Genomic DNA, 13,182 nt, shown 5'->3' with positions numbered 1-13,182 from the left:
AGTAGAAGGCCGCGTTGGCCAGCATGTCCACCACCGTCGGACCAGCCGGCAGCACCCGGTTCTCCACCCGCAGATGCGGACGGCCGTTCATGATGTCGTAGACCGGACGGTTCCACCGGTAGACCGTGCCGTTGTGCAGCCGCAGCTCCCCGAGCTTCGGTACACCGCCGGCGTGCAGGACCTCCACCGGGTCCTCGTCCTCACAGATCGGCAGCAGCGGCGGGAAGTACCGGACGTTCTCCTCGAAGAGGTCGAAGATCGAGGTGATCCACCGTTCGCCGAACCACACCCGCGGTCGTACGCCCTGGGCCTTCAGCTCGTCCGGGCGCGTGTCGGTGGCCTGCTGGAACAGGGCGATCCTGGTTTCGGCCCACAGTTGGCGGCCGTACAGGAAAGGGCTGTTGGCCCCGACCGCCACCTGCACACCGGCAATGGCCTGGGACGCGTTCCAGTAGTCGGCGAAGCTGTCCGGGGCGACCTGGAGGTGGAACTGGAGGCTCGTGCAGGCGGCCTCGGGGGCGATCGAGTCGGTGTGCGTCCGCAACTGCTCGACGCCGCGAATGTCCAGCTCGATGTCCTCGCCCCGGGCGCCGACGATCTGGTCGTTGAGCACCCGGTAGCGCTCGTTCGTGGAGAGGTTGTCCTCGACCAGGTGCCCCTCGGTGAGGGTGGGCAGGATGCCGACCAGGACGATCTTCGCGTCGGATCTGGCGGCACGCTCGTCGGCCCGGGAGAGGCTGCCGTGCAGGTCGTGCTCGTAGTCGGCGAAGCCGGTGCCCTCGATCAGTCGGGGCTCGGCGTTGAGTTCCAGGTTGAACTGCCCCAACTCGGTCTGGAAGAGGGGATCCGCGATGTCGGCGAGGATCTCCTCGTTGCGCATCGCCGGCTCGGCGGCCGAGTCGACCAGGTTGAGTTCGATTTCCAGGCCGGTCATCGGCCGGTCAGCGTCGAAGCCGAAGTCGTCAAGCATCAGGGCGAAGACGTCCAGGCACCGCCGCACCTTCTGCCGATACCGGACTCGATCATCCCGGGTGAAGGCGCCCTCTGAGACGTCCCTGCCCATGTGTCCTCCCGACGGCCGGCGCGGTCGGGATCCTGCCGTCCCGGAAGCGCTTTGTGAAGCATCCACGGTAAGAGCGCCCACCTGGCCGGGGCCAGTGGCCGACGCCGATGATCCGACGTCGACCGGCGCGGACGCGCTCGTGGCGCCATCTGTACCCCGTCGTCGCCCAGCTGGACCCGATGACGCGCGATCAACTCGTGACAATTACCACGAGCGGAGACAACGCAGGGCCCGCGCCGACGTGCGGCGCGGGCCCTGCGTGCCGGATCGCCAGGGAGGGTGCCCCTGACCCTCCGGCGATCCCAGGGGATCAGGCCTGACGGACGGCCTCGCCCTCGATCTCGATCTTGATCTTGCGGCTGACCAGCACGCCCCCGGTCTCCAGGGCGACGTTCCAGGTCAGGCCGAACTCCTCGCGGTCGATCTCGGTGCTCGCGGAGAAGCCGAAGATGTCCTGGCCGAACGGGCTGCGGCCGACACCCTCGAACTCCACCTCCAGCTCGACCGGACGGGTGACGTCCCTGATGGTCAGCTCACCGGTGAGCACGAACTCGCTGCCGCGACGGGACTTGACCCCGGTGCTGCGAAACTCGAGCGTCGGGAACTTCTCGGCGTCCAGGAACTCGGGGCCGCGCAGGTGCGCGTCCCGGTCGGCCTGGGTGGTGTCGACGCTGACGGCCTGAATGGTGGCGACGACCGACGACTGCAGCGGGTCCTCGGCAACGGTGATGGTGGCGGTCGCCTCGTTGAACTCACCGCGAACCTTGCTCACCATCATGTGCCGGGCAACGAAGCCGACCCGCTTGTGCGCCCCGTCGAGCACGTAGGTGCCGGCCGTCGGGATGGTGAGGCCGTCCCAGTCGCGGGTCACCGCATCGATGCTGCTGGTCATGCTGCTATCCTCCACAAGATTGTTTAATAGCCCAACGACTGCTTGAGCAAATATAACCGCAACAACATTCCCCGTGTCAAGCACTGGTATGATGAACAGGTGACCAACGTCTTCGACGATCCCCGGATCACCGCCGTCGGCCTGCTCTTCGAGGCACACGCCGGGCTGTCCGCCCGGTTCACCGCCCAACTTGAGGAGCACGGCCTCTCCGCGGTCGAGTTCGAGGTCATCACCCGACTGGCCCGCTCGCCGGGCAACCAACTACGCATGACCGACCTCGCCGCGCAGACCTCCCTGTCGACCAGCGGAGTGACCCGGGTGGTCGACCGGATGGAGCGCGACGGGCTACTCACCCGCCGGGCCTGCCCGACCGACCGACGCAGCTCGTACGCGGTGGTCACCGCCGCCGGGATGCAACGCCTGAACGAGACGCTCCCCGGCCACCTTCAGATGATCGAGCAGTGGTTCACCGGGCAACTCGACCCCGAGGCGCTGACGGCCCTCCTCGACGGTTTGCGGCGGGTCCGCGACGCCGCACACCCGTGCGCCACCGCCGGCAGTGACGACGCAGACCCGGAGCAGACCCCCGACGTCGACGGAGCCGCCCGACGGCAATGAGAAGCACTCGCCGACGGGCGGTGGCAGCGGCAGAAAGACCGGCAGAACTGACCCAGCCAAGCTGGAGGATTCGGTCCAAGCCGACTTTCTGCCATCGCGCCGGTGGCAGGCTTTCCGCACCGGGGATCACCGGGGGGTGACGGCGCGGGCGATCAGCGAGGGGTAGCACCAAAGGGGGCTCTTCGCCCGCGCCACTCCCCGATCCACCCGAGGCACGTGCGGGCACCCCGATTCCTCGCTACTACCGAGCCGGCCCACTCCGGTCGGCGACCAGCGCGTAGAGCAGGCCCGACTCCTGCGGCAGCAGCCGGATGCCGCTCTCCACACAGGCCTGGTCCAGTCGATCGAGCACCGCCGGGTCGCCAGTGCTCGCGGCCAGTCCCACCAGCGCCTCCACCACGTCGCGGCGATCCTGCCCCGCATTGTCGGCGGCGGCGGCGAACCACTCGGCGGCCAACTCCCGGTCACCCCGGTGCAGCGCCAGGGTCCCCTCGATCAGCGCGCAGAGCCCGACCTCCGGCCCACCCGACCTCAGCGACGCGTCGTTTGAGCGCTGTCGCGGCACGGTCGGACGCGCCGGCAACGATTCCACGCCCCCGGCACGCAACTCGGTCAGCACCTCGGTCGCCTCCGCGACCCGCCCGGCCTGGGCGAGCGCCAGCCCGACGGTGCCGAGCACCCGACGGCGACGCCCCGGATCACCCAGCTCGGCAAGGACCTCGATCGCCCGCCGGCCACGGTCGATGGCGTCCGCGTACCAGCCCTCCAGCCGGGCGACCTCGGCGCGATTGGCCCAGCCCAGCACCCGCAGTCGCTGCTCCCCACTCTCGACGGCAAGTCGGTCCACCGCGGCGAGCCGGCGGCGGGCCGCAGCCAGGTCGCCCGAACGGATCTCGTGCCAGGCGAGGCTGTTCTGGGCCACCGCCAGGTCCCGGGTGCGACCGTTGCGGGCGGCCAACCGCAGCAGCGCCTCGGCCTGCTCGCGAGCCTCCTCCTGCTGCCCGACGGAGATCAGCAGGGTGCCGAGCACGTTGCGCGCCTCCAACTCCCCGGTGACGTCGCCGGCCTGCCGGAACGTGTCCAACGCCGCACGGGCCGTCGACAGCTCCTCGGCACCAGCGCCGTGCTCGGCCGCGAGCCGGGCGACCCCGAGAGCGGCCCAGCCACGCAGGAACGGATCGGCGTCGGCGGTTCGCGGGTCCGCCAGCAGCCGCCGCAGCCACTGCCGCCCGACGACATCGCGTCCGCGGAACCGCCACCAGCGGGTCAGGCAGGCCGCCAGCCGCAGCGCGGTCAACGGGTCGTCGGTAGCCGCGTGGGCCAACGACGAGCTGATGTCACCGCTCATCTCGTCCAGCCGGTGCACCGCGTCGGACAACCGCGGGCCGACCAGGTCGCTGGCGGTCCGTGCCACCAGGCGGGTGATGACCTCCGCGTGTCGACGCCGGATGCAGGTCAGCTCACCCCCACCGGCCGCCTGCTCGACGGCGTAGTCACGGACCGCGTCGAGCAGCCGGAACCGGAACGACCCGGTGCCGCGTACGCTCAGCAGCCCCAACTCGACGAAGCGGTCCAACAGCGGCACCGGGTCGATCGCCACCGTGCCGTCCCGGTCGGCCTCGTCGGCGAGCATCTCCTCGGCCAACTCCACCGACCAGCGGTTACCGAAGACGGCCAACTGCCGCAGCGCGGCCCGCTCGTCCGACGCCAACAGGCGGTAGCTGAACGCCACCGCGTCCCGCAGGGTGACCCCGGCCGCCGCACGGGTGTCGGGGCTCACGCGGCTGGTGGGCGCCTCCGGCGCGTCCCAGCCCGGGTGGGCGGACGCGTCTGCCGGAGTGGCCAGATCGAGCACCCGGTCGCCGTACCGGTCGAGCAGTTCGGGGAGGTCGAGGAGTCGGCCCCGGGCGGCCATCAGCTCGATGGCCAACGGCAGCCCGCCCAACCGGCGAACCAACGCGGCGAGCGCCGGCAGTTCAGCGGGGGTGGGCGGCTCCCGCCGAACCTGAGCGAGCCGGGCGGTGAACAACGCGACCGCCGGCCACGACCCGAGTCCGGAGTGCTCGGCTTCCGGTGGTGGCACGTCGAGCGGCGCGACCGGCCAGACCCGCTCACCGGGCAACCCGACCGGGTGCCGCCCGGTGACCAGCACCCGAAGTGAGGGCAGTGCGCCGATCAACCGGTGCAGGGTCGTGGCCACCGGGCCCGGGGCGCGCTCCACCGCGTCCATCACCAGCAGCGCCGGCCGCCCGGCGAGCCGGGCCGCGAGTTCGGGCAGGCGTGCCACGCCGAGCACGGACATCGAGGTGGCGAGCACGTCCGGACCGTCCGACCCCTCGCCGACCAGCACCCCGGCGACACCGGCCGGGTGGGCGGAGGCCACCAGGTGCGCCACCGACGTGGCCAGGGCCGTCTTGCCGACGCCGGCCAATCCGACGAGGCTCACCAACCGGGGCCCATGCTCGGCGGTCAGCATTCCGGCCAGCTCGGTGAGGTCCCGTTCCCGGCCGATCAACGCGACCGGCGGCGGGAGCGCGACCGACGGGTCGGTGGGCGCGGTCGCCGACGCGGCGTTGCCGCTGACCGCGAACGTCGTCGAGATGGCGTCCGGCGGGGCCGGCTCGGCACCGACGCCGCGGGCCGCGACCAGGAACGCCGCCCGGCTGGTGCCGGTCAGCGCCAATGCCCCGGCGAGCAGCTCGACGGTGGTGCGTTGGGGCCGGATCGACCGGCCACGCTCCAGGTCACGCACCGTCCGCACACCCACCCCGGCCCGGGACGCGAGCTCGGCCTGGGTCAGGCCGGCGGCGCGTCGATGCCCGCGCAGCAGCTCCGGCAGCGTGGTACGTCCAGCCGGGCTCCGCGATCGGTCATGATCCGGAGTCATGGGCACGAAGAGTACGGATCGACTCCGACCATCGGCAGTCGAACGTCGGGCTACCGACGCCCACTCGCCGAAACCCGACAGCCGTACGGACAGTCCGTCCGGAACGACTCGCTGATCAGTTCGGCTGGACCACTCAGAGACCCAGATCCCGAGCGATGATCATGCGCTGCACCTCGCTGGTGCCCTCGCCGATCTCCAGGATCTTGGAGTCCCGCCAGAACCGGGCCACCGGGTACTCGTTCATGAAGCCGTACCCGCCGTGGATCTGGGTGGCCTCCCGGGCGTTGTCCACGGCGATCGTGCTGGCGTGCAGTTTCGCGATGGCGGCCTGCCGCTTGAACGGCTCGCCGGCCAGCATCCGCGCGGCGGCGTCGTAGTAGGCCAACCGGGCGGTGTGTGCCTTCAGCTCCATGTCCGCGATCTTGAACTGGATGGCCTGGTTGGCGCCGATCGGCTGACCGAAGGCGTGCCGTTCCTTCGCATACTTGATCGACTCATCGACACAGCCCTGCGCGAGGCCGACGGCCAGCGCGGCGATGGCGATCCGGCCCTCGTCGAGGATCCGCAGGAACTGCGCGAAGCCCCGACCCCGGGCGCCGAGCAGGTTGGCGGCCGGCACCCGACAGTCGTCGAAGGTCAGCTCGTGGGTGTCCGAGGCGGTCCACCCCACCTTGGAGTAGCCGGGCGCGACCGTGAACCCGGGCGTGCCGGTCGGCACGATGATCGTCGACAACTCCTTGGAGCCGTCCGGGTTCGTGCCGGTCACCGCGGTGACAGTGACCATGGCCGTGATGTCGGTCCCGGAGTTGGTGATGAACGCCTTCGACCCGTTGATCACCCACTCGTCACCGTCCAGCACCGCCCGCGTCTGCGTGCCGGCGGCATCCGAGCCGGTGCCGGGCTCGGTGAGGCCGAAGCCGGCCAGCGCCTCGCCGCTGAGCAGCCGGGGCAGCCAGGTCGCCTTCTGCTCCTCGGTACCGAAGCGGTAGATCGGCATCGCACCCAGCGAGACCGCCGCCTCCAGCGTGATGGCCACGCTGGAGTCGACCCGGGCCAACTCCTCCAGAGCCAGGCAGAGCGCGAAGTAGTCGCCGCCCATGCCGCCGTACTCCTCGTCGAAGGGCAGGCCGAACAGGCCCATCTTGCCCATCTGCCGAATCACCTCGTACGGAAAGGTGTGCTGCTCGTAGTGCTCGGCGATGACCGGGGCGACCACCTCGCGGGCGAATTCCCGCACGCTCTCGCGCAGCGCCGCTTGTTCGTCGGTGAGCCGGAAGTCCATCTCATCCTCCTGTAAGGACGGTCCGCTTCGGCGCTCGTGACGCCGGGGGCGGGTCGCTGTGCGGGCCTGCGTCGATGATCAGACCGGGGTGACGCCGTGCCGACGACGGGAGAAGTGCCGATCCTTGGTACGCGCCGCCGCGAATCGACGGACCAGCTCGGTGCGCAGGTCGTGCGGCTCGACGATGGCGTCCACCACCAGTTCGCTGGCGAGCCGGACGACGTCGATGTCCTGCTCGTACTCGGCTCGCTTGGCGGCGACGAAGGCGGCCCGCTCGTCCTCGTCCGCAATGGCGGCGATCTTGTTGGCGTAGACGGCGTTCACGGCTGCCTCGGCGCCCATCACGGCGATCTTCGCGGTGGGCAGCGCGATCGTGGCGTCCGGCTCGAACCCGGGGCCGGCCATCGCGTAGAGACCGGCGCCGTACGCCTTGCGGACCACCACGCAGATCTTCGGCACTGTCGCCTCGGAGATCGCGGTGATCATCTTGGCGCCGTGCCGGATGATGCCCTGCTTCTCCACCGCGCTGCCGACCATGAAGCCGGGTACGTCGCTGAGGAACAGCAGCGGCACGTTGAACGCGTCGCAGAGCTGCACGAACCGGGTGGCCTTGTCGGCCGAGTCGACGAAGAGCACGCCGCCCTTGAACATCGAGTTGTTGCCGACCACGCCGACGACCTGGCCGTCGAGACGGCCGAAGCCGATGGTCAACTCCTTGGCCCAGAGCGCCTGGATCTCGAAGAACGAACCCTCGTCGAGTAGGCCCTTGACGTACCGCCGCATGTCGAACGCCTGCCGCTCGCTGGCCGGCACCAGCGCGGCCAGGTCGGCCTTCTCGGGCGCGGCGACCGCCGGCGCGGCCGGCGGTTGCTGGGTCCAGTTCGCCGGCAGGTACGACAGGTAGGTCCTCACGACGTCGAGCGCGTCGGCCTCGGTCTTGCAGAGGAAGTGCCCCACGCCGGATTCGGCGGTGTGCACCTTCGCCCCGCCCATCGCCTCCAGGGTGGTCTTCTCGCCGGTGACCATCTCGACCATCCGGTCGGAGCCGAGATACATGCTCGCGTTGCCGTCGACCAGGGCCACCACGTCGCAGAACGCCGGAATGTACGCCCCGCCGGCGGCGCTCGGACCGAACAGCGCGCAGACCTGCGGGATCGAGCCCGAGGCGCGGACCTGGTTCCAGAAGATCTTGCCGGCGCCACGCCGGCCGGGGAAGAGGTCGACCTGGTCGGTGATCCGGGCACCGGCCGAGTCGACCAGGTAGACCATCGGCACACCGGCGCCGTACGCCCGCTCGATGATGCGGATGATCTTCTCGACGGTGCGGGCGCCCCAGCTGCCGGCCTTGACGGTGGAGTCGTTGGCCATCAGGCAGACCTGTCGACCGTCGATCGTGGCGGTGCCGGTCACGACGCCGTCGGCGGGCAACCCCTCGGCGAGCGCGTTGGCGTAGAGGCCGTCCTCGACGAATGAGCCCTCGTCGACCAGGAGCGCGACCCGCTCACGGGCGAAGAGCTTGCCCTTGGCCGTGTTGGCCGCGTGGTACTTGTCCGCGCCGCCGGACCGGGCGCGCTTGCGCAGCTGCTCCAGTGCCTCACCGTCGAGCGTCACGCCAACTCCTCCAGCAGATGACCTGAACGATCGTTAGGCTAGCGCATGACTGCGACTGTCGGCGACCTACGAGCGAATCAGACAGTCGAGCCGAGAGCAAGACATTGAATAACATGAATGAGTGTCGCTAGGCTCCTGACACCCCTCCTCCCGGATTGGAGTCAGCGATGACCTCACGACTCAATCGGCTCGCGGTCGCCTTGCTCGCGACGGCACTCGCCACCCTCGGCCTCACGGTCGCCAACCCCGCGCCCGCGTCCGCCGCCATGACCATCTGCTACAACACCAGCCAGGCGGGCAGCTACGCCAGCGTCGCCAACCAGGCCGCGACGATCTGGAACAACGCCACAGTCAACCTGACGCTCTCGGCGAACTGCGGCTCGAACCTGCGGATCTACCGGATCACCGGCGGTGGCTCGTACGCCGTCCGGACCAGCCTCGGCAACGGCCGGGTCTACATCGACACCCAGCAGGCCGCCCAGTACAGCGTGCTGCGGATCATGACCCACGAGATCGGGCACATCCTCGGCCTGCCGGACAACTACAACGGGAACTGCTCGCTGCTGATGTCGGGCGGCAGCGCCGGCACCAGCTGCACCAACCCCTACCCGAGCAGCGCCGAGGCGAGCCGGGTCAGCAACCTCTTCGCCGGCACGTTCAGCGCCACCGACCGCAGCGCGGACATCTTCCGCGACAGCTGGCCGAGCATGCTCACCCCGGTGAGCTGAGCGACCTGGCAGATGGAAGGGGCCGGCGGATGCGCCGGCCCCTTCGTCGCGTCCTCAGCTCGGCAGCGGCGTCAACCGGGTACGCGGGCCGGCCCGCAGCACACCGGACGGCAGCTTCTTGCCGAGCAACTCCTCGGCCAACTCCGCCGCCTCGATCAGTGCCGGCAGGTCGATGCCGGTGTCCACGCCCATGTCGTGCAGCATGTGCACCGCCTCCTCGGTGGCCAGGTTGCCGCTCGCACCCGGCGCGTACGGGCAACCACCGAGGCCACCGACGCTGGCGTCGAACTCGGTCACCCCCAGCTCCAGCGCGGTCAACAGGTTGGCCAGTGCCGTACCCCGGGTGTTGTGGAAGTGCAGCAGGACCGGCACGTGCGCGTTGCTGTCGCGTACCGCGGTCAGCAGCTCGCGGACCCGGCGGGGGGTGCCCATGCCCGTGGTGTCGCCGAACGCGACCCGGTCCGCGCCGTCGCGGACGACCCGGTCCACGATTCCGGCCACCCGCCGCGGGTCGATGTCCCCCTCGTACGGGCAGCCGAAGCTGGTCGCCACGATCACCTCGACCCGCGCCGAGGCACCGTGCAGCAGGTCGATCAACTCGGCGATGTCGTCCAGCGACTCGTCGGTGGATCGGTTGACGTTGCGCCGGTTGTGCGTGTCGCTGGCCGAGACCACCACCTCGATCTCGGTGAACCCGGCGGCGAGGGCCCGCTGGGCACCCCGGGTGTTCGGCACCAGCGCCGAGTACCGCACCCCGTCGGCCTTCACCGCCCGCCGCCACACCTCGTCGGCGTCGGCCATCTGCGGGATCGCCTTGGGGTGCACGAACGAGACCGCCTCGATCCGGCGTACGCCGGTGGCGGAGAGGGCGTCGAGCAGCCGAACCTTGGCGTCGGTCGGGATCGGGTCCTCGTTCTGCAACCCGTCGCGCGGCCCAACCTCACGAATGGAGACGGAATCTGGCAAATGGCTCATCGGTCACCTCGCTGTGACGTCGGGTCGGGACAGTGTGTCGGTCCCTTTGCTCTGCTGCCCTATATGCGACGGGCCGTTGTCGGGCCTCCGGACGACCGCTGTCGCATATAGGTAAGCAGAGCAAAGGGCGTGCGAACCAGTCTTGCCGGGCGGCCGCCGGCACGACGACCTGGCCGGTCAGCGCATACGGGAGACGATGCCCGTGTCGTAGGCGCCGCTGCGGAACTCCTCGTTCTCCAGCAACTCGGCGAAGAAGGGGACGTTGTTCTTCGGGCCCTCGATCTGGAAGGCGGCCACCGCCACCCTCGCGCGCTCCAGCACCTCGTCGCGCGTCGCGCCGCTGACGATCAGCTTGGCCAGCAGGCTGTCGTAAAAAGGGGTGACCGTGTTGCCCTCGGTGTAGCCGGAGTCCACCCGGACGCCCTCGCCGGTCGGCTCCACCCACGTCCTGATCACACCGGGGCCGGGCAGGAAGCGCTTCGGATCCTCGGCGTTGATCCGCATCTCGATGGCGTGGCCCCCCGGGGTCAACGCGTCCGGGTCGAACGTCGGCGCCAGCCCGGAGGCCACCCGCAACTGCTCCTCGACCAGGTCGATGCCGTAGACGTACTCCGTCACCGGGTGCTCCACCTGCAACCGCGTGTTCATCTCCAGAAAGAAGAAGTCTTCGGAGCCAGGGCCGTCGTCCTCGGAGCCCGGCTGACGCGGGACCAACAGGCATTCCACAGTGCCCGCGTTGCGATAGCCGACCGCCTCGCCGGCCCGCACCGCCGCCGCCAGGAGACGGGATCGCAGCTCCGGCGAGACCGCCGGCGACGGGGACTCCTCGACCAGCTTCTGGTTGCGCCGCTGCACCGAGCACTCCCGCTCGCCGAGCGCCACCACCCGGCCATCGGCCAGACCGAGGATCTGCACCTCGACATGCCGTACCCGGGGAAAGTACCGCTCGATCAACACCGAACCGTCGCCGAACATCCGCTCGGCGAATGCGCGCACCTTGTCGTACTCGGTGCGCAGCGCGGCCTCGTCGACGGCCACGCCCATGCCCATGCCGCCACCGCCGGCGGCGGCCTTGACCATCACCGGGTAGCCGATCTCGGCGGCGGCCGTCACCGCCGCGTCCAGGTCGGCGGCCGGGTCGGTGGTGCCGGGCGCGACCGGAACGCCGGCCGCCGCCATCAGGTTCCGGGCGTTGATCTTGTCACCCATCGCGGTGATCGCGTCCGCGTCGGGCCCGACCCAGACCAGGCCGCTCGCCTCGACGGTACGAGCGAACTCGGCGTTCTCCGACAGGAAGCCGTACCCGGGGTGGATGGCCCGCGCACCCGTCGCCTTCGCGGCGGCGAGGATCGCCTCGGTGTTGCGGTAGCTCAACGCCGGGTTCGGTGGACCGATCAGGACCGCCTCGTCCGCCTCCACGACAAACGGCAGGTCGGCGTCGGCCTCGGAGTGCACAGCGATCGCGCGGATGCCGAGCCGCTTGGCGGTCCGGATGATCCGGCGGGCGATCTCGCCCCGATTGGCGACCAGCAGTGACTCGATCATGTTTCCTCCCGGCGTCCGGATGGTGGGACGATGTCAGGGAATCATGACCGGCACGCTCTTGACGAGTCGGCTCAGGCGAGCAGCGCGGCCAGGGTAGCGCCGCGCAGCAGCTCGGCGCGGCGTCGCCGGTCCACCTCACCACCGAGGAACGGCGTCGAGTTCATCAGGCCGAACGCGGCGTGCGCGAGCACCCGCGCCTCACCGTCGGGCATGCCCGGGTGCAGCGCGGTGAGCACTGTCACCCATTCCTCGACGTAGAGCCGTTGCAGGCGACGAATCCGCCGCCGCGGCTCCTCGGGGAGGCGGTCCAGCTCGTGCAGGTGCAACGCGATCACCGCAGGGTTGGCCAGCGCGAACTCGACGTGGAAGTCGATCAGCGACTCCAGTACGCCGCGCGGGTCGTCGGAGCGCCCGGCGGCGCGTTCCCGCCCACCGGCCAGCAACCCTTCGCTGACCGGAATCAGCGCGGCGGCCAGCATGGCCTCCTTGCCCGCGAAGTGGTGGTACAACGCCGGCCCGGTCACTCCGGCGGCCGCGCCGATGTCGTCCATCGACACGCCGTGATAGCCACGCGCCGCGAAAAGACCTACCGCGATCTCCAGGATCTCGTCCTTGCGGGACCTGCGCCGGCCCGCACCTGCCGCACCCCGTGCCTGCTGCTCCACCGTCACCGGGCAAGCCTAGACCGCAAACTGCCTGCGGTGGAGCGGCGGCTGACGGTCGTTCCGCACTGTGGTGGCTTGACCCTCGACCCGGTCGAACCGGCACGGTCGCCGCCATGACTTCCTCCGCTCTGGGCCGGGACTTCCGGCTGCTGTGGTCGGCCGCCGTCTCGTCGCGGTTCGGGGACGCGCTGCGTACGCCGGCACTGGCCCTGCTGGCCGCGACCGTGACCCGCGACCCGCGGATCATCGCGGCGGTCACCGTGGCCGGGCAGCTGCCGCCGCTGCTCTTCGGCCTGCTCGGTGGCGTGTACGCGGACCGCTGGGACCGCCGTCGGACGATGGCAGTGGTCGACGGGGTACGCGCGGTCGTGGTGGCGGCACTGGCGGTGATGGTCGCGCTCGACCGGGTCAGCGTCCTGGTGTTGCTGGCGGCGGCGTTTCTGCTCGCCACGTTGGGCACCCTGTTCGACTCCGCCTCGTTCGCGCTGCTTCCGGCGTTGGTGCCGCCGGACGCGCTGCCCCGGGCGAACGGCCGGCTCCAGGCGGGGTCCGCGGTGGCCGGTGGTTTTCTCGGGGCGCCCGCCGCCGGGGTCCTGTTCGCCGCCGCCCCGGCCCTTCCGTTCGCCCTCGACGCCGTCACCTTCGCGGCGGCCGCCCTGCTCGTGCTGGCCCTCGCCCCGGCTGCGCGAATCAGCGGGGAAAGCCCGCGCGGCTCGGTGCGGAGCGAGATCGTCGAGGGGTTGCGCTGGCTGCGTGGGCACCAGATCCTGTGGCGGGTCACAGTGCTCGCGGCCGCGAGCAACCTGGCGATCAGCGGAATCCTGGCGGTGCTGGTGCTCTACGCGCTGGACGTGCTGAGGGTGCCGCCGGCCGGGTACGGGCTGTTCGCCGCCGCTGCCCGTACGAGGCGCAGAGG

11 protein-coding genes are annotated in these 13,182 nt (G+C 70.5%); 3 read left to right on the top strand and 8 right to left on the bottom strand.

The window, feature by feature from the left end:
• A partial coding sequence (locus tag DLJ59_RS34225; protein ID WP_124778251.1) for a glutamate-cysteine ligase family protein occupies positions 1–1,063 on the bottom strand: 1,063 nt, incomplete at its 3' end.
• A gap of 310 nt (positions 1,064–1,373) precedes the next feature.
• Positions 1,374–1,955 carry a YceI family protein gene (locus tag DLJ59_RS34220; RefSeq protein WP_124778250.1) on the bottom strand — a complete coding sequence of 194 codons (582 nt, stop codon included), beginning with the start codon at positions 1,953–1,955 and terminating at the stop codon, positions 1,374–1,376.
• Between the two features lie 99 nt (positions 1,956–2,054).
• Here DLJ59_RS34220 and DLJ59_RS34215 point away from each other — a divergent pair, with 99 nt between their 5' ends.
• Complete coding sequence (locus tag DLJ59_RS34215) at positions 2,055–2,573, top strand: MarR family winged helix-turn-helix transcriptional regulator (protein ID WP_124778249.1); 519 nt, start codon at positions 2,055–2,057, stop codon at positions 2,571–2,573.
• Positions 2,574–2,814: 241 nt separating this feature from the next.
• On the opposite strand, the gene DLJ59_RS34210 is transcribed toward DLJ59_RS34215, so the two are convergent.
• The 3 genes from DLJ59_RS34210 to DLJ59_RS34200 form a co-directional block, all read right to left on the bottom strand.
• Complete coding sequence (locus DLJ59_RS34210; RefSeq protein WP_124778248.1) at positions 2,815–5,460, bottom strand: ATP-binding protein; 2,646 nt, start codon at positions 5,458–5,460, stop codon at positions 2,815–2,817.
• 133 nt (positions 5,461–5,593) lie between these two features.
• The gene (locus DLJ59_RS34205; protein ID WP_124778247.1) at positions 5,594–6,742 is read right to left on the bottom strand and encodes an acyl-CoA dehydrogenase family protein; all 1,149 of its coding nucleotides are present in this window, start codon (positions 6,740–6,742) and stop codon (positions 5,594–5,596) included.
• Between the two features lie 78 nt (positions 6,743–6,820).
• A complete protein-coding gene (locus DLJ59_RS34200) occupies positions 6,821–8,353 on the bottom strand; it encodes an acyl-CoA carboxylase subunit beta (protein ID WP_124778246.1) in 1,533 nt (510 codons plus the stop codon).
• 167 nt (positions 8,354–8,520) lie between these two features.
• On the opposite strand from DLJ59_RS34200, the gene DLJ59_RS34195 reads away from it, so the two are divergent.
• Entirely contained in the window at positions 8,521–9,081 is a 561-nt protein-coding gene (locus DLJ59_RS34195; protein ID WP_124778245.1) for a snapalysin family zinc-dependent metalloprotease, read from the top strand.
• Positions 9,082–9,135: 54 nt separating this feature from the next.
• Here the strand turns inward: DLJ59_RS34195 and DLJ59_RS34190 are convergent, their stop codons facing one another.
• The 3 genes from DLJ59_RS34190 to DLJ59_RS34180 form a co-directional block, all read right to left on the bottom strand.
• Complete coding sequence (locus tag DLJ59_RS34190; RefSeq protein WP_124778244.1) at positions 9,136–10,056, bottom strand: hydroxymethylglutaryl-CoA lyase; 921 nt, start codon at positions 10,054–10,056, stop codon at positions 9,136–9,138.
• Positions 10,057–10,233: 177 nt separating this feature from the next.
• On the bottom strand, positions 10,234–11,601 hold the full coding sequence (locus DLJ59_RS34185; RefSeq protein WP_124778243.1) for an acetyl-CoA carboxylase biotin carboxylase subunit: 1,368 nt from the start codon (positions 11,599–11,601) through the stop codon (positions 10,234–10,236).
• A 71-nt stretch (positions 11,602–11,672) separates the two neighbouring features.
• Positions 11,673–12,272 carry a TetR/AcrR family transcriptional regulator gene (locus DLJ59_RS34180; protein WP_030331931.1) on the bottom strand — a complete coding sequence of 200 codons (600 nt, stop codon included), beginning with the start codon at positions 12,270–12,272 and terminating at the stop codon, positions 11,673–11,675.
• Between the two features lie 107 nt (positions 12,273–12,379).
• Between DLJ59_RS34180 and DLJ59_RS34175 the strand changes: the two genes are divergently transcribed.
• Positions 12,380–13,182, top strand: an 803-nt coding sequence (locus tag DLJ59_RS34175; RefSeq protein WP_124778242.1) for an MFS transporter, incomplete at its 3' end; no start/stop codon positions are given.

Origin of the sequence: Micromonospora inaquosa (assembly GCF_003857055.1) — a bacterium.
In the GTDB taxonomy this organism is placed as follows: Bacteria; Actinomycetota; Actinomycetes; order Mycobacteriales; family Micromonosporaceae; genus Micromonospora; species Micromonospora inaquosa.
The sequence above is the reverse complement of the archived record's forward strand: the minus strand, read 5'-3'. Positions and strand labels throughout refer to the sequence as shown.

What these genes read in the sequence shown, in the direction of transcription:
- DLJ59_RS34220 (WP_124778250.1), bottom strand. Translation starts at nt 1,955, where the DNA reads ATGACCAGCAGCATCGATGCGGTGACCCGCGACTGGGACGGCCTCACC.
- DLJ59_RS34210 (WP_124778248.1), bottom strand. Translation starts at nt 5,460, where the DNA reads ATGACTCCGGATCATGACCGATCGCGGAGCCCGGCTGGACGTACCACG.
- DLJ59_RS34205 (WP_124778247.1), bottom strand. Translation starts at nt 6,742, where the DNA reads ATGGACTTCCGGCTCACCGACGAACAAGCGGCGCTGCGCGAGAGCGTG.
- DLJ59_RS34195 (WP_124778245.1), top strand. Translation starts at nt 8,521, where the DNA reads ATGACCTCACGACTCAATCGGCTCGCGGTCGCCTTGCTCGCGACGGCA.
- DLJ59_RS34190 (WP_124778244.1), bottom strand. Translation starts at nt 10,056, where the DNA reads ATGAGCCATTTGCCAGATTCCGTCTCCATTCGTGAGGTTGGGCCGCGC.
- DLJ59_RS34185 (WP_124778243.1), bottom strand. Translation starts at nt 11,601, where the DNA reads ATGATCGAGTCACTGCTGGTCGCCAATCGGGGCGAGATCGCCCGCCGG.